The 18,652-nt window shown below is 49.7% G+C and carries 4 protein-coding genes; 1 reads left to right on the top strand and 3 read right to left on the bottom strand.

All coding sequences use genetic code 11. The features are described 5' to 3' along the window. Positions 1-32: 32 nt before the first annotated feature. Positions 33-1,493, top strand: coding sequence for an Asp-tRNA(Asn)/Glu-tRNA(Gln) amidotransferase subunit GatB (gene gatB / locus HAV38_RS16135; RefSeq protein WP_168056393.1), 1,461 nt, complete (start codon positions 33-35; stop codon positions 1,491-1,493). 189 nt (positions 1,494-1,682) lie between these two features. Here gatB and HAV38_RS16130 read toward each other — a convergent pair whose 3' ends face one another. From HAV38_RS16130 to HAV38_RS16120, 3 genes are all read right to left on the bottom strand, one after another. After that, a complete protein-coding gene (locus tag HAV38_RS16130; RefSeq protein ID WP_168056392.1) occupies positions 1,683-6,644 on the bottom strand; it encodes a hypothetical protein in 4,962 nt (1,653 codons plus the stop codon). 669 nt (positions 6,645-7,313) lie between these two features. Continuing rightward, entirely contained in the window at positions 7,314-12,644 is a 5,331-nt protein-coding gene (locus HAV38_RS16125) for a hypothetical protein (RefSeq protein ID WP_168056391.1), read from the bottom strand. A gap of 338 nt (positions 12,645-12,982) precedes the next feature. Further along, positions 12,983-18,328 (bottom strand): hypothetical protein, encoded by a 5,346-nt coding sequence (locus tag HAV38_RS16120; protein WP_168056390.1) that lies wholly within the window; start codon positions 18,326-18,328, stop codon positions 12,983-12,985. Positions 18,329-18,652: the final 324 nt, after the last annotated feature.

Here is an 18,652-nt window from a genome sequence, read left to right as displayed (position 1 = left end):
TCGCCCGTACCTACAAATAAAGCGAGAAAATTATGCAATGGGAAGTCGTCATTGGTCTGGAGACGCATGCGCAACTCTCGACCAGATCTAAAATTTTTAGCGGTTCTTCTACCCAATTCGGTGCAGAACCGAACACCCAGGCCAGCCCGGTTGATCTTGCCTTGCCCGGGGTGTTGCCGGTACTTAACCGCGGCGCGGTCGAGCGGGCGATCCAGTTCGGTCTGGCGGTCGATGCAGTGATTGCGCCGCAATCTGTTTTTGCGCGCAAGAATTACTTCTATCCGGATTTGCCTAAGGGCTATCAAATCAGTCAGTTTGAAATTCCAGTGGTTCAGGGCGGCAAGGTTTCCTTCATACTGGAAAAAGATGGCAAGAGTGAGGTCCGCTCGGTCCAGCTGACCCGTGCGCATCTGGAAGAAGACGCCGGTAAATCGCTGCACGAAGATTATCAGGGCATGACCGGTATCGACCTCAATCGCGCCGGTACGCCGTTACTCGAAATCGTGACCGAGCCTGACATGCGTAGCGCGGCAGAAGCCGTAGCCTATGCCAAGTCTTTGCACGCCCTGGTGATGTGGCTGGGGATTTCCGATGGCAACATGCAAGAGGGCTCGTTCCGTTGCGACGCCAACGTTTCGGTGCGTCCGGTCGGACAAAAGGAATACGGCACGCGACGCGAAGTAAAAAATCTGAACTCGTTCCGATTCCTCGAAGAAGCCATCAACTACGAAGTTCAAAATCAAATCGAGACGATCGAAGACGGCGGGACGATACGCCAGGAAACGCGCCTTTACGATCCGGATAAAAAAGAAACACGATCAATGCGTAGTAAGGAAGACTCGCAGGATTACCGCTACTTTCCTGATCCTGATTTACCGCCGCTGGTGATCTCGCGCGAATGGGTGGAGCGCGTGCGCGCCACCATGCCGGAGTTACCAGGCGCGATGCGTGCGCGGTTTGTGCGCGATTTAGGTCTGTCTGACTATGACGCCGTGGTCCTGACGCAATCCAAAGCCATGGCGGCCTATTTTGAAGCAGTCGTGATGAAAGCGGGTAAAGATCAGGCCAAGCCTGCTGCAAACTGGCTCATGGGCGATATCGCGTCAACCTTGAATCGCGAAAACGTGGAGATCAACGCTGCGCCCGTAAGCGCTGTGCAATTGGCGCTGCTGTTGCAACGCATTGCCGACGGCACCATTTCCAACAAGATTGCGAAAGAAGTTTTTGCCGCAATGTGGGAGGCAAAAGCGCCGCAAGAATCGTTGGCCGACGAGATCATCGAGAGCAAAGGGTTGAAGCAAATTTCTGACAGCGGCGCGTTAGAAAAAATCATCGACGATGTCCTCAGCGCCAACACGAAATCAGTGGAAGAGTTCCGCGCCGGTAAGGAAAAAGCGTTTAATGCGTTAATCGGCCAAGCTATGAAAGCCAGCAAAGGAAAAGCAAATCCTGCGCAATTGACTGAGCTGTTGAAGCAAAAACTGGCGTTGTAATAACCGCCATCGCAAACGCCGTCAGGCAATGGGCAACGGATGACCAGCAATTGAATCGATAAGTTTCAATATAATTGCTGGCCCGTTTGCGATGAGGTTCGTTGTGCAAGAAAAAAGTTTTAGCATGGGTGCCACAATCAAAAATAGACTACAAATCTGATCTGCTTAAATTAATGCGACCAATGCGTATTACTTTTTCGGTTCGGGTATGATCGAACGAAACGCATCGCGCGCCAATAATCGCAGCATCTCGGCATACCAGTCTTTTGGCGGCGCATCGCGCTGCGGCCTCGACTCTGCTCCGGCTTCTGCTGCCCCCGCGCCTTTCAGTTTAGGTAGTCCTTGCGCCATATGCTGAAACAATCCAACATAAAAATCTGGCATCAGGAATGCCTTAATTTTTATATGCGCTGGTCCTTCATAAAGTGCAATTAAGAACTTCTTAAAGCGGCCCATATCGATATTAGTCTCCGAAATTCCTTCTGGAAAATGACGTTTCGTAAGCTCCGGAATAACATCCATACAGTGCTTCAGAAAGTTTCCCGTAACCGAGGAATGATACTCTGCGTACTTCAAAAATGCTGCATGCGACTCGAGTAACACGTCCGCCTGACGACGCAAGCCACCCGTAGAATAGTGTCCGTACTTCGATCTATCGGCAAAAAGATAAATTTCTTCTGCACTGTCCGGGACGGCCAAATGGGCTAATTCGTGCTGCAGGGTTTCTCCCAACTCGGCGGTGCCAGCGGTCGGGGATAAAAATGTTGTAGTCGTCACAAAAAGCTTACCCTGGCGCTTGCCTCCTAAATACGTGTACCCGGCCACAGAATTGCCAAATAGCGATGCTTCCTGAGGAATGCCTTGCGCGTGTTCTTCCACATTGTATTTATATTGGGTCCCTTCTGGATTGACTGACGGAGCGATAACGCGCAGGTTCTCCATGTTAACCGGATGCGTGGCATCCTCAAATTTTGACACCGCCTCTACTAAATCACTTTCGCCTATCGGCGACCGTTCATTAGAAACATGAAAAAAGCTGGCACTACGCTGCCAGAAAGCGTCGGGGTCAAGATCGTACCAATCCATCATCTGCCCCGCAAGTTCATGACTTTCGCTGTAAACAGCGCTTATTTCATGCGCCACCTCCATACCAAATTTGGTGCGTGTTTGTGATATGCCTTTCGCGATTAACTCGTATGTCCAACCTTCAGAATTGATAAAGCGTGATGTCATCACAGGGCCTATTACCCTCCTCCAAAGAAGCGGCCACAGTTTTTGCATGGGTTTTATAAATTGATTGTTATACGCGTTATCCAGGCGATTCAATTCGCCTATTTTTTCCGAGTACTGTCGTCCCAGGCTACTGTAAGACCGCAAATTTTTGCTAAATTGCAGCCCTAACCTGACAGACTCGTGTAGCGCCGGATCATAAACATTAGACCTGCCAGCGGAATTGACTAATAGTTGCGCCTGCGCTTTTTCCCAAAATTCTGGCAGCTTCGTCAAGGCGTCAACAGCGACAGCACCGCGGCCTTGCATCACGGATGCCATTTTCTGCATGGCCTCCGGCAGGTTCAATGTTGGTTTACTTTCCATACGACTTATTAAAGCGAAGAACTGGTGTCCAAGTCCGGGGTATTTCTCGAACAAAGTCCTAATTTTTTCTGCATCACGCACGACGTAAAGTCGCAAAAATTCGCGCTCATAATAAGGACGCGCTTCCACATCCAGCGTAACAATGCGATCTAATGCGGCAGTCCGCGCAGCCTCGGACGACAGCGCAGAGATGTGCGCGCCCAGCGTACTGCAACTGGCCTGAGGGAAGTTACTCGGTGAGCGCCGTACCTTATTGCATTGATTTTCATCAAAATCCTCTTTACTTAATTCTTCGAAAGCATTTCTTTGATTCGGTCCGCGGCGAAATACGGTGTTCTCTTCACTATCCTTAAAACTAATAATAACTTGTTCGCTGTTGTGGTTATCAATGTAGGCTCCGGTCGCCTCCCATCCGTGTGGCAAATTAAACCCCTCTTTTAGCGCCCCCTCAAACGAGGTGACACTCTCAGGGAGATTTAAAACAGGCGTGATCAAATAATCTTTCGTTATACGCCACGTGGTGCCGTCAAAGTACACGTCAAGTTGTAAATCTGCCGGCATCCTTTCTCCCACAATCCGCTCGGTTGCAGTCGACTCAAGGGTATTTGCCAGTAGGTAAAATTTGTTCCCGTGCTTCAGATAACGTTGCTGTCTGATGGTGTAGACACCGCGCTCAGCCTCCGGCAGCAGGTAAGGAATATGGCTATGGTATGACTGCTGATGTAGCCTGCTAAAACATTTATTCTCGTATAACCTGTCAGATATATACGTTGACGATAAACGATGCGGAGAGTCTTCGGTGAACAAGGCCAAAACCTTCGGATCGCGATCTATCAACTTTTCATAGAAGCTAAGCCATTCGTTACTCTGTCGCTCCATTTGTCCTACTGCCTCGTTCCACCTATAACCCACTCTTTCTCTGGACTTAACCTCGCTCAGGACCAAAAATACCGGGCCTCCTTCCGACTTTTGTATAACGCCCTCGGGGACCAGATTGGACGGTAGGTTTAGCGCGTTTTGGTGCATTAAAATGATGTCGGGATATTCGCTTGCCCTCAATGGAGAAGGATCAAAAAATTCGGTAATACCGGTCATAAAGAGCAGGTCTTTTGACGGGGTAGCAAAGTGTGCACTCGCCGTGGCCGCTGCTGATTCAACATTCTCATCGAACAAACCAGACTCCAGGTCTGCTTCGTGCGGCTGTTCGATTTTCTCCGTTAAGTCTTTATCCGCGGCGAATGTTTCTGAAGTCATGTAACGCATAAGAGGGCGGTAAGAACGTATGAGAGCACGTGTTGACCCGGCCTTAAGCATGCCGGTGGCACAAAACATGCCATCTGTTACCGTCCTAATTTCTTGCTCAAACCATTCGGCGTTTGTTTTTCCTGGCGCGAAGATCATTTCTGCGATGTCCCCTGCGACTATGAAACAAGGCCCCCATGGGAGAAAACCAATAAAGGTTTCGCCTAAAACATAAATTTTGGAATGAAAGAATTTTTCTGCACCCGTGGGACCCTCTGGTTGCGGAGGCGACAGGTTGCTAAATTTTTTATTTAATTCCAAGGGATAACTCTGCAGATCACTTACCTCTAGGGCAAGTTCGTCTAAGTCTCCAGCCTTAATATCCACGCTCTCGGTCTCAAATCTGGTTTGATTAGAAAAACTAATGCCACTGGTAAAAGCTGCATGGTTTTTGCTGAAATATTGATTGATCCCGCCCGCTTTACGTATTGGTTGTGTGACTTTGTATACCACCGGGGCGGCCCAGGCACGCGCTTCGGAGAATCCATAATACTCTGCGTCTTTTTCAACGTCTGTCGGACCGGTGCGCAAGATGAGTCCTGACATCGCATTGAAAGTAGCTTTATGCGCGACACCATCGGATAAGATCGCTCTGGGCAGGTAGACCCTTAGCTGATTTCTTTGGCACGCGTTGAGGATGTTTTGGCGGTCCCTTAACGGCATCCGCTCCAGACCAAGGCTATATAAACTATATTTACCTGCAGCAAGGAGCCGTGATGCGTCCGCCGATTCCTGCTGGTGAAGAGCGTCTTCATTGCTCTGATCGTTCACCTTGGCAAGCAACGCTTTTGCCAGCGCCTCAACCGTGTGCAGCCTCCGAATTTTTTCCATCTCCGGCGCAATCAGGAAGGCAAGTGCAGCCCGCTTCCGATCGGCAACACTTGCGGAAGGCTGGCCAGGGATCACTCCTGACAGTGCATTTCCCAGGTCCAACAAAACCGCGCCAACGGCTCGCGGCCAGTTTTTGGAATCCATATCCATCAAGCAGTGTAATGCTACCTCTCGCAATATCTCCGGCGTCAGCATGGCTTGGGATTTGGTAGGAAACTGGTTGATGAAACCGGCACCGACACGCATCAATACGGTCTCAGCGCTTTTATAACGTGTTTGACCAAAATCAGTGTGTCTAAGGTTTATGCGTGAGCTAAACAAGGGGTCAATAGCAATTAACCTGGCCTCGACAAACCATTTTGCCAGCTTATTCAGCGTGGCACGCTCGCGGGCGTCAAGCGAGGGGACCAGTTGGAACAATTCCTCAATAATCTCTGCCTTGATGCGATCAACGAGCGCTGGCAATGACCGCAGCGCAGGGTTGTTAGCCAACGCAATCTGTAGCCTTTCGCGGATCAATCCTCGGAGGGCTTCCGCTCCCACGGATACCGAAATTTGCCCGAGCGCACAGAAAAAGATCCGTGCAACCTCGGCTTGCAGCGTTGCCTGCGATGGCACAGGTTGTGGCCGCGCCGGGTCAAGCGGCTCCACATCACTAAAGCCGGAAGGAAACTGATTTTGTATCGCATATTTCAACACGGAAAACTGATACGGATTGACTAGAACGGGAGTACCCGTTAACCGCGGCAATATAGATTGGAAAACATCGACAAGTTGATTAAAATCCAGCGTTGAATCGTTGGGTCGTTCAGTTGCTATCCCTTTGAGTCGCACATCCGGCGCCAGATCCGGGGACCAGCGCTGAAAAGCAATGATGCCTTTCAGCGTCGCCTCCTGAAGTATAGGCGTCCAGGCAGGTCCTTTTACAAAGGCTGTCTCGATATTAAAATGATGTTCGGAGGGCGGCGGATTGGGCGCTGTTGTAGTAGTTGTTGCGATGCTTGCAGCCCCGTGCCGAGGTTTTACACCGACTTTCTGATGGCCCCAATCTCGCAATGGTTTAATATCTGACAGGACTTCAGCAGAAGCAGTCGGCAGTATTACTGGCCAGAACGGCAGCGCGTTAACTATTTTCTGCCCGCATTCTAAAATGCTGCTTCCAATATTACTAAAGGAGGGCAATTTTAATACCAAGGATGCGGGGTTATCGTTGCCTATAGACGCAATATTTTCCCTTCTGCAGGCCGCGCTTGGAGCCTGAGTCCGCGTCGGCGATGGACCAATGGGGTTGACCACTGGCGGAAATTCAAGGCCGTTGTGCGCCCGAATTGCTGCCCAGATCGTCGCTGGCCTGAGCATAGAAAAAACACCGATACACGCTGAAGATATGGTCGGCTTGCCAGCCGCTGGTACTACGCGCATGTCCTGGTCAAGGCCCGAATAGAATTGCCGGTCTATTTCTCTTAACCCGGCCTCTTCTGTCTTTATCGCGATCTCTCGCTCACGGTCTTTAATGACTTTTCGTTGTTTACGATTTAGGTGAGCCAACTTCGCATTGCCAGAATGTCCTCGGTCTGCCATCTGCCTGGGGGAGCTGCGACAAGCTTTGACATTCTGACTCAAAGGCGGATAGGCGCTTGGCCTGGTACCCGCTTTATTCGGCGCAGAACACGCTGCAAAGGAAGAAGGGGAAGTGGAATGAGACAAAAAAGTGGTGGCACAAGACGCCGAAACGGAACTGGAATTAGCCATGACCATCCTAGGAAAGGTTGACGAGGAGGCCCAACCGGCCTCAACGGATACCAGTTTCCTGGTATTTACTCCCAGGAATTAATTAAAAAAACGAATACTCACGACATCTTCAACAAAAATCGCAGTCAGCAAAACTGCGCTAGAAATCTTGAATTGGCATCTTTACCTTATGACGCGTCTCAAAATATCACCGCTCCCCGCGTATGTCGTTAGGACTAGAACGAATATAGTATTAGCGTAGTATTGTTAATTCCCGAGGATTCGCCCGGCGACTTCATTTAGTTGTTCGATCATTTCTGAATGGGCATCGTTTAAACCCTCTCCAACATCTAACGCATATCACCCCTTTCGCTCACATCGACCCTGACGGAACGCATCGCGTACCAGAAGTCTCTGCATCGGGTTATAAAGGTCATTAAGTGTCTCTTCTCGCTTGGGTCTTGCCTGTGCGCCGGCACCCGAGCCACCTGCTGTGTCGAGGAGCCCTTCTTTCATGTCCTCAAGCCATCCGACAAAGAAATCTGGCATCAGGAATGCCTTGATTTTTATATGAGCTGGTCCTTTATAAAGGGCAAAGAGAAACTGTTCAAAACGGCCAGTGTCGACGTTGCCGTTTGCAATGCCTTCAGGAAAATGGATTTTCATAAATTCGGGAATCACGTCCATGCAATGTGCCAGAAAACGTGGCTTTACTGCCACGTTATCCTCTGCGAACTTTAAAAATGCCATGGGTGATTCCAACAACACGTCAGCCTGACGCCGCAACGCGCCTTCGGGGAGGTAGCCATACTTGGATCGGGCGGCATCAAGATAAATTTCCTCTGCACTATTCGGGATGGCCAAATGTGATAATTCGTGCTGCAGGGTTTCCGGCAACTCGGAGGTACTGATGGTCGGCGTTGAAAATGTTGTGGTCGTCACAAAAAGCGCACCCCGTTGTTTTCCTTCCTCATACGTGAAAGCGGCAACCACATTCCCAAACAGCGATGACTCCTGAACAATACCTTGCGCATGTTCTTCCGCATTGAATCGGTACTCCGTCCCGTCTGGACCGATTAATGGCTTGATGACGCGTAGTTTGCGCATGTTGTCGGGATGCGCGGAAGTCCGGAATGTGGCAAGTGTCTCCATCAACTTATTTTCGGAAATCGGAGACCGTTCTTCAGGGACATGAAAATACTTGGCGCATCGCTTCCAGAATAAGTCGGGATGAATCCTCGACCAATCCCTTATCTTTCCCGCAAGTTCATGACTGTCGCTGTACACTTCGCTCATTTTATGCGCCACCTCTTCACCGAATTTACTGCGTATTTCTGGAAGTCCTTTAGCGACTAACTCGAAGGTCCACTCATCAATAGCCATGAAGCGTGATCTGTTCACGGACCCAAGCGCCGTGCGCCAAAGTCGTGTCGACAGTTTTTGCTTTTGCGTGATGAATTCTTTTCTGTAAGCCTTATCCAAGTAATTCAATTCTCTTACGTCTTTAGAATATATGCGTCCCAAGTCACTATGAGACAGCAAGTTATTGCAAAGCTGCTGACCTAGCCTGGACGCCTCGTGCACCACTTCATCACCGATATGGAAACCATCGGGAGAATTGACCGTTATCTGCGCCGCGATTTTCTCCCAAAACTCTGACACCTTCATCAAACTCTCAACGGGGTCCGCACTGTGTGCAGGTCCTTGCATCAAGGACCCCATATTCAGGATGACACCGGGCAAGTCCAATATTGGTTTGGTTCTCATATCGCTAACTAAACCCATGAGCCGTCGACCAAGTTCTGGATTTTTTTCGAGCAAATTATTAATTCTCTGAACATCACGGACAATTTCAAGCCGCAGAGGCACCCGCTCATAATAAGGACGCGTTTCAACATCCATCGCAATAATGCGATCTCTTGCCACTTTTCGTACTGCCCCGGACGAAAGCGGTACGATGTGAGATCCCAGCGTACTGCAAGCTGCCGAAGTTAGATGAACTGGTGAACGCCGCACCTTATTGCATCCCTTTTCGTCAAAATCTTCCGGCAATAATGTTTCAAGCGCATTTTTTCGATTCGGTCCGCGCCGATGGACGATGTTCCCCTCCCTATCTTCAAAGGAAAAGATAAATTGTTCGCTGTTGTGGTTGTCAATGTAGGCTCCGGTCGCCTCCCATCCGTCTGGTAAATTAAAACCCTCTTTTAGCGCCCCCTCAAAAGAGGTGACACTCGCAGGGAGGTTTAATACTGGCGTAATCAAATACGTTTTCGTTATGCGCCACGCGGTGCCGTCAAAGTACACATCAAGTTGTAAATCTTCCGGCATCCCTTCTCCCACAATGCGCTCGGTGGCAGTCGATTCAAGCGTAGTGGCCAATAAGTAATATTTGTTCTTGTGCTTCAAATAGCGTTGCTTTTCGACGGTATAGACACCGCGCTCCGGCTCCGGCAACCGGTAAGGAAGATGACTGTCGTATGGCCGCTGATGGAGCGTGTTAAAGCATTCATTGTCGTATAACCTGTCTGAAATATACGCTGACGATAAGCGATGCGGAGAGTCTTCCGTGAACAAGGCCAAAACCTTCGGATCGCGATCCATGAACTTTTCATAGAAGTTAAGCCATTCTTTGCTCTGTCGCTCCATTTGTCCTACGGACTCGTTCCACATATAACCCACTCTTTCTTTGGACTTAACCTCGCTCAGGACCAAAAATACCGGGCCTCCTTCCGGCTTTTGTATAACGCCTTCGGGAACCAGATTGGACGGTATGTTTAACGCATTTTCGTGAAGTAAAATAGTGTCGGGATATTCGCTTGCTTTTATTGGAGAAGGATCAAAAAATTCGCTAATACCGGTCATGAAAGGTAAGTCTTTTGACGCAGTAGCAAAGTGTGCGCTCTCCACAGGCCTTCCCCTGTCCGTGAACAAGCCAGCCTCCACGCCCGTTTCGGACGGATGTGCTAATTTCTGCTTCAAGACCTTATCAGCAGCGAATTTTTCTGGAGTCATGTAACGCATAAGAGGGCGGTAAGAACGTATGAGTGTCCGTGTTGACCCGGCCTTAAGCATGCCGCTGGCACAAAATAATCCATCTGTTCCGAATGCCATTACTTGCTCTGCTTTTTCTTCGTCTGTTTTTCCTGGCGCGAGGACCATTGCAGCGATGTCCGCGGCGACGATGAAACAAGGCCCCCCTGGGAGAAAGCCAAAAAAGGTCTCTCCTAATAAAAAAATCGTGGAATGAAAAAATTTTTCTGCCCCCGTGGGACCCTCTGATTGCGGAGGCGACAGGTTGTGAAATTTTTTATTTAATTCTGACGGATAGCCTTGCAGGCTGCTCACTACACGGGCAATTTCGTCCAGGTTTGCGGCCTTAATATCCACGGCCTCGGTCTCAAATCTGGTTTGATTAGAAAAACCGGTACCTCTTGTAAAAGCTGCATGGTTTTTTATCACATATTGGTTTATCCCGCCCGCTTTTCGTATTGGTTGCGTGACTGTGTGGACCACCGGGGAGGCCCAGGCACGTCCTTCAGAGAGCGCATAATACTCGGCGTCTTTTTCAGTGCCGAGTGCGCCAGTTCGCAAGATAAGACCGGACACAGCATTGAAAGTAGCTTTATGCGCGACGCCCTCGTGCGTGGCATCGTATAGGATCGCTCTGGGCAGATACACTGTTAGCTGATCTTTATGGCAGGCGTTGAGGATGTTTTGGCGGTCCCTTAATGGCATCTGCTCCAGACCAAGGCTATATAAATTAAATTTACTAGTAGCAAGGGCGTGCGCCGCCGCCTGCGCTTCCCGCTGGTGAAGACCTTCGTCACTACTCGGATTACTCACCGTGGCGAGATACTCTTTTTCTTTGACTTCGACCGCCTGCAGCCGCCGGATCTTTTCCATCTCAGGCGCAATCATGAAGGCAATGGCAGCCTTCATCCGCTCATCAACGGTGCCGGAAGGCTGGCCAGGATCGGTAGCGGCGAACGTCTTATACAGGCGCAATAAGGCCGCGTTAACGGCTGGCGGCCAATGGCTAGGGTCCGTATCTATTAAACCATGCAAAGCTACTTCTTTTAATATCTCAGGCGTCAGCATCGCCTTGGATTTAGCGGGGAACTGATTGATGAAACCCGCGCCGATACGCATCAATGCGGCGTCATCGCTTTCGTAACGCGTGTGATCAAAATCAAGGTGCCTAAGGTTGATTCTGGAGCTAAACAATGGGTCAATAGAAATTAACCTGGCCTCGACAAACCACCTTGCGAGCTTATGCAGCGTGGCATGCCCACCCGCATCAAGCGTGGGGATCAGGCGATCCAGTTCCTTGATAATTTCTGCCTGAATGCGATCAACAAGCGCGGGGAGCGACCTCATCGTCGGGTTATTCACCAACGCAATTTGCAACCTCTCGCTGATTAATTTTTGAAAGGCTTCAGCGCCCGCTAATATTGAAATTTGCCCGAGAACATTAAAAAATAGCTGTGCGGCCTCGGCTTGCAACGCTGCCTGTAATTGCGCGGGTTGCGGCCGCGCCGGGTCAATCGGCGCACCATCACCAAAGCCCGAGGGTAACTGATTTTGTATCGCATATTTCAACACTGAAAACTGATACGGATCGACCAGCGCCGAAGCACCTATTATCCGTGGCATGACAGAATCGAAAGCCTCTATCAGTTGATCCAAAGCTAGCGTTGAATCATTGGGGCGTTCGGATGCGATTCCTTTGAGTCTTATATCCTGCGCAAAATCGGCTGGCCAGCGCCGAAAAGCAATAATGCCGTTCATGCTCGCTTCCTGAACTATGGAAGACCAGAGCGGGCCTTTTACGGGCAATGGACCGAAATTAAGAGGATGCCCGGAGGGTACCGGAAGAGACGCTGTCATAGTAGCCGTTGCGATGCTTGCGGGCACAAGCAGAGGTTGTGCACCGACTTTCTGATGACGCCAATCTCCCAATGGGTTCATATATGCCCTAACCTCGGCAGAAGCTGTCGGCAATAATGCAGGCCAGTACGGCAGCGCATCACCTATTTTTTGCCCGCAGTTTACAAGGCTGGTTACGACATCGCCTAGTGTAGGGAACCTCGTGGGCAAACTTGGGGGCAACTCTGAGGCCCCGGGTGCTGCGTTATTGTTGCCAACAGACGCAACATATTCACTTCTATAGGCAGTGTCTGGGGTCGGAATGCGCGTCGACGATGGACCATTGGGCTTGGCCACTTGCGGAAATTCAAAGCCGTTGTGCGTCCGAATAGCTGTCCAGATGGCCAGTGGCGTGAAAGAAGAAAAAACACTGACACACGCCGACGATATTGTCGGCCACCCAGGTGCCGGTACTGCACGCATGTCCTGGTCAATGCCGGAATAAAAATGCCAGTCTATCGCGCATAAATCTGCATCTCGTGCTGCTATCTCACGATCTCTAATAGCGCTTAGTTGTCGTCGATTCAGATGACGCGGCTTCGAATGAACAGAATCTCCTCCGCCTGGCACATGCCTGGGAGAAGTGAAGCAGCCTTTGAAGTGTTGATGCAATGACGGATAGGCGCTCAGTTTGGTAGCCGCGTCGGGCAAGGGACAAGTTGCAAAAGTAGTTGTAGATTGAGGAGCAGAGCAAGAAGCAGAGTGAGGAGGAGCAGCAGCAGGAAAAGTAGCATAGGACGCCGAAGTGGAATTAATAATCGCCATTATTTCCTTTGGAAGTTTGATGCTGTAACGGTGTCACCGGTCGCTACGATTTGCTGATTTGCTTGTACCGTTGCAGGTAATTAAGCTAAATAATGGCGTGCTGATGACATCTTGGGCAGAAATCGTAATTACGCGGAATAATCCTAAAAAAAACACACCTTTACCTTACGACAAGTCTCAAAAATAGCACTGCGCCCATCGCCTGTCACTAGGACTAGAACGAAAGTTATTTGCGGAGTACTTTTTTGATTAGGGGAGACGAAGCCATTTGGTCAAGGCGTCTGACGGCGATGTATCATGCGCCGCGCGATGTGGCGCAAAAAAACAACCACTACATATTAACTATTTCGTTTACGTCTCCCCTCACGGAACGCATCGCGCACCAGAAGTCTCTGCATCGGGGTATAGAAGTCATTAAGTGTCTCTTCTCGCTTGGGTCTTGCCTGCGCTCCGACACCCGCGTCACCTGCTGTGTTGGGGAGCCCTTCTGCCATGTCCTCAAGCAATCCGACAAAGAAATCTGGCATCAGGAATGCCTTGATTTTTATATGGGCTGGTCCTTTATAAAGGGCAATGACAAACTGTGCAAAAGAGTCCGTATCGACATTGCCGTCTGCAATGCCTTCAGGAAAATGGGTTTTCATAAACTCGGGAATCACATTTATACAATGCTTTAGGAAGTTTTGTTTTACTGACGGGATATCCTCTGCGAACTTCAAAAAAGCCGCGGGTGATTCAAGTAACACATCAGCCTGATGACGTAATGCGCCTGCGGGGAGGTAGCCATACTTGGATCGGGCGGCATCAAGATAAATTTCCTCTGCGCAATTCGGAATGGCCAAATGCGATAATTCGTGCAGCAGGGTTTGCCGCAACTCAGAAATACTCACGGTCGGCGTTAAAAAAGTTGTGGTTGTCACAAAAAGCTCACCCCGTCGCTTACCGCCCTGAAATGTGAAAGCGGCAACCGCATTCCCAAACAATGATGCTTCCTGAACAACACCTTGCGCCTGTTCTTTAACGTTGAATCGGTACTGATTCCCGTCTGGACTCATGTTTGGTTTAACGATGCGTAATTTACCCATGTTGTCGGGATGCGCGGAAGTCCCGAATATGGAGACTGCCTCTACCAAATCACTGAGCGCAAGCGGTGACGGCTCTTCAGGAACATGAAAATACTTCGCGCATCGCTTCCAGAATGTGCCGGTTTTATCCTCCGACCACTGCACCATGTCTCTCGCCAATATATGGCTTTTGCTGTAAACAGCGCTAAAATCATGCGCCACCTCTTCGCCAAATTTACCGCGTATTTCTGTGATACCTTTGGCGGCTACCTCGAATGTCCAGTCCCCGGTAGTGATAAAGCGTGATCTCATCACCGAATTAAATACCATTCTCCATAGTCGGGTCGATACCTTTTGCTTTTGCGTGATGAATTCATTTTTGTAAGCGTTATCCAGCGCATTCAACTCAATCATTTTTTCAGAATAGGTGCGCCCTAACTTGCTATAAGTACGCATATTTTTACTAATCTGTTGCCCTAAGCGGGACGTCTCACGTACTGCCAAAGCATTGGCATGGAAACCGCCAAGAGACTCGATCATTATCTGCGCGTCGACTTTCCCCCAAAAGTCTGACACCTCCCTCAACATCTCAACAGGCACAGCTCGGCGTTCTGGTCTTTGTATCATGGACTGCATCTTCTGGATGACCTCTGGCAAGTCTAATGTTGGTTTAATTTTCATGCGGTCGATTAAGCCGTTGAGCTGTCTTTCAAGTCCTGGGGTGTTCTCAAGCAAATTGTTAATTTTTTCAATATCACGCGCGACTTCAAGTCGCAAAGGCCAGCGTTCATAGAAGGGACGCGTTTCAACGTCCATTACAACAATGCGATCCATTGCCGCTTTGCGCCTGGCCCGGGATGAAAGCGGTGCGATTGGAGATCCCAGCGTGCCGCAACCCGCCTGAATTACATTGACTGGAGAACGCCGCATCCTGTTGCATAAAGTTACGTCCAACTCTTCCGGTGCTATTGTGTCAAGCGCATTTTTTTGGTTCGGTCCGCGGCGGAATACGGTATTCCCCTCACTATCCTTAAAACTAAAAATAAATTGTTCGCTGTTGTTGTTGTCAATGTAGGCCCCGGTCGCCTCCCATCCTTCGGGTAAATTAAAACCCTCTTTTAGCGCACCCTCAAACGTGGTGACGCTCTCCGGAAGATATAATACAGGCGTAATCAAATGCGTTTCCGCTATACGCCACGCGGTGCCGTCAAAGTACACATCAAGTTGTAAATCTTCCGGCATCCTCTCTCCCACAATGCGCTCGGTCGCAGTCAGTTCAAGCGTATTTGCCAGTAAGTAAAATCGGTTCTCATGCTTCAGGTAGCGTTGTTTTCCGATGGTATAAACACCGCGCTCTGCCTCCGGCAGTGGGTAAGAAAGATGACTATGATATGGTTGCTGATGGAGCGCCCTAAAGCATTTATTGTCATATAGCCTGTCAGCAATATGCATTGACGACAAACGCTGAGGCAATGCTTCGGTGAACAAAGCCAAAACCTTCGGATCGCGATCCATGAATTTTCCATAAGACATAAGCCATTGGGGAGTCTGTCGCTCCATCTGTCGTTCTGCCTCGTTCCACATATAACTCACTCTTTTTGCCGCGTCACGTTCGCTCAGTACCAGATATACCGGGCCTCCCTCCGATTTTTGTATAGCGCCCTCAGGGACCAGATTGGGCGGTATGTTAAGCGCATTTTCGTGCAGTAAAATAATGTCAGGATATGCGCTTGCCTTCAATGGAGAAGGATCAAAAAATTCGCTTATCCCGGTCATGAAAGTTAAGTCGTTTGGCGCGGTAGCAACGTGTTCACTCGCCGCCGCTGGTTTTACACCCCCCTCAAACAAACCAAATGCCAGGCCTGCTTCGGACGGATTTTCGAGTTTTCCCTTTAAGACTTTGTCTGCGGCGAATTTTTTTGAGGAGGAGTAACGGAAAGCGGGGCGGAGAGACTGTACGAAGGTGCGTGTAGACCCTATGTTTGGCATTCCAGAGACACAAAACGCCCCATCTATTCCTAACGCGATTTCTTGCGCTGCCAGGTCGGCATCTGTTTTTCCTGGCGCAAAGATCATTGCGGCTATATCCACGGCAGCGATTAAGCAAGCTCCCCCGGGGAAAAAGCCAAAAAAAACTTCGCCCAGTAAAAGAATATCAGAATGGAAAATATCTTCTGGCTCTTTGCTTTCGGATAATTGCGGCGATGCCGAAGATGGCGGCCGGTTGAACAATTTTTTATTTAACTCTGAGGGATAGCCCTGCAGGTCACTTACGGCACGGGCAATGCCATCCAGGTTTTTGGCCTTAACTTCCATGACCTCGGTCTCAAACCTTGTTTGCTCTGAAAAACTAATCCCACTCGTAAAGGCGGCATGGTTTTTGCGCAAATATGGGAGAATTCCACCAGCCTTCTTTACCTTTCGCGTGTCTTTGTAAATCACCGATGAACCCCAGGCACGCCCTTGGGAGAACGCGTAATACTCGGCGTCGTCTTCGGATCCCAACGGTCCGGTTCTTAATATAAGACCAGAAACGGCTTTAAAGGAGGCTTTATGCCCGACACCATTATGCATGCCATCATATAAAATCGCTTTGGGTATATAGACTTTTAGCTGATTTTTGTGGCAAGCTTCTAGGATGATGGCGCGGTCCTTAGATGGCAGCCGCTCCAAACCAAAACTATACACTTCAAATTTACCTGCATTAAGTGCCCGTGACGCCGCCTGCGATTCCTGCTGATGCAGACCGTCGCTGCTACTCTGATCACTCACCTTTGCAAGATACTCTTTTTCCAGTATTTCCACCTTCTGCAATCGCCGGATACCTTCCATCTCAGGCTCGATCACGAATGCTAATGCGGCCCGCGTCCGATCAGCAACACTTCCGAAAGGCTGACTTGCATCCGCTCTAGCCAACGTATCACCGAGTCGCAACAAAGCGGCGCTAACGGCTGGCGGCCAATTCTCGGGATCAACATCCATCAAACCATATAGTGCTACCTCTCGCAATATCTGGGGCGTCAGCCTCACCTTGGATTTGGCGGGAAACTGATTAATAAAAGCGGCGCCGATACGCATTAATGCAGCATCATCGCTTTCATAACGCATTTGACCAAAATCACAGCGCCTGAGGTTTATTTGGGAGCTAAGCAAAGGATCAATAATACTTGCCTCGGCCTCCACAAGCCAGCCTGTGAGCGTGTTCAGCGTGGCACGCTCATCGTCATTAAGCGCGGGGAGCAGGTGGCCCAGTTCCATAATAATTTCTGCCTTGATGCGATCAATGAGCGCTGGGAATGCCTTTAACGTAGGGTTTTTTTCCAGCACAATCTGTATGCGTTCCCGAATCAATCCTCGGAAAGCTTCTGCTCTCACGGATTCGGAAATCTCTCCGAGTATATTGAAAAACAGCTGTGCGGCCTCGGCTTGCAACGCTGCCTGTAATTGCGCGGGTTGTGGCCGCGCCGGGTCAATCGGCGCACCATCACCAAAGCCCGAGGGTAACTGATTTTGTATCGCATATTTCAACACTGAAAACTGATACGGATTGACCAGACCGGGAGCGCCCAATTGCCGCGGCAATACCGAATTAAAAGCGTCTACCAGTTGATCAACATATAGGGTGGGATCACTGGGGCGTTCGGTTGCTATCCCCTTAAGCCTGTCGTCCTGAGGAGTATCCACGGACCAGCGTTGATAGGCAATGACGCCTTTTATGCTCGCTTCCTGAACTATGGAAGACCAGAGCGGGCCTTTTACGGGCAATTGACCGAAATTAAGAGGATGCCCGGAGGGTACCGGAAGAGACGCTGTCGTAGTAGCCGTTGCGATGCTTGCGGGCACAAGCAGAGGTTGTGCACCGACTTTCTGATGACGCCAATCTCCCAATGGGTTCATATATGCCCTAACCTCGGCAGAAGCCGTCGGCAATGATGCAGGCCAGTACGGCAGCGCATCACCTATTTTTTGCCCGCAGTTTACAAGGCTGGTTACGACATCGCCTAGTGTAGGGAACCTCGTGGGCAAACTTGGGGGCAACTCTGAGGCCCCGGGTGCTGCGTTATTGTTGCCAACAGACGCAACATATTCACCTCTATAGGCAGTGTCTGGGGTCGGAATGCGCGTCGACGATGGACCATTGGGCTTGGCCACTTGCGGAAATTCAAAGCCGTTGTGCGTCCGAATAGCTGTCCAGATGGCCAGTGGCGTGAAAGAAGAAAAAACACTGACACACGCCGACGATATTGTCGGCCACCCAGGTGCCGGTACTGCACGCATGTCCTGGTCAATGCCGGAATAAAAATGCCAGTCTATCGCGCGTAAATCTGCATCTCGTGCTGCTATCTCACGATCTCTAATAGCGCTTAGTTGTCGTCGATTCAGATGACGCGGCTTCGAATGAACAGAATTTCCTCCGCCTGGCACGGGCCTGGGAGAAGTGAAGCAGCCGTTGAAGTGTTGACGCAATGACGGATAGGCGCTCAGTTTGGTAGCCGCGTCGGGCAAGGCACAAGTTGCAAAAGTAGTTGTAGATTGAGGAGCAGAGCAAGAAGCAGAGTGAGGAGGAGCAGCAGCAGGAAAAGTAGCATAGGACGCCGAAGTGGAATTAATAATCGCCATTATTTCCTTTGGAAGTTTGATGCTGTAACGGTGTCTGACCTGTCGCTACGATTTGCTGATTTGCTTGTACCGTTGCAGGTAATTAAGCTAAATAATGGCGTGCTGATGACATCTTGGGCAGAAATCGTAATTACGCGGAATAATCCTAAAAAAACACACCTTTACCTTATGACTAGTCTTAAAAATATCACCGCTTCACCCGCCTGTCATTAGGACAAGAACGAAAGTGCTATGAGCGAAATAATTTTCTAATTTGATTTAATCAGGCTAATTCGTTGGGATGTATGAAGGCGATGCGTCGTGCGTCATGCTCATCTGAACGGT

This window comes from Glaciimonas immobilis (genome assembly GCF_011947285.1).
In the GTDB taxonomy this organism is placed as follows: Bacteria; Pseudomonadota; Gammaproteobacteria; order Burkholderiales; family Burkholderiaceae_D; genus Glaciimonas; species Glaciimonas immobilis.
This window is presented reverse-complemented; position numbering and strand designations above follow the sequence as displayed.

Excerpts from the sequence above, each read along its gene's own strand:
- gatB (WP_168056393.1), top strand. The coding sequence starts at position 33 with ATGCAATGGGAAGTCGTCATTGGTCTGGAGACGCATGCGCAACTCTCG.
- HAV38_RS16130 (WP_168056392.1), bottom strand. The coding sequence starts at position 6,644 with ATGCGCGTAGTACCAGCGGCTGGCAAGCCGACCATATCTTCAGCGTGT.
- HAV38_RS16125 (WP_168056391.1), bottom strand. The coding sequence starts at position 12,644 with ATGGCGATTATTAATTCCACTTCGGCGTCCTATGCTACTTTTCCTGCT.
- HAV38_RS16120 (WP_168056390.1), bottom strand. The coding sequence starts at position 18,328 with ATGGCGATTATTAATTCCACTTCGGCGTCCTATGCTACTTTTCCTGCT.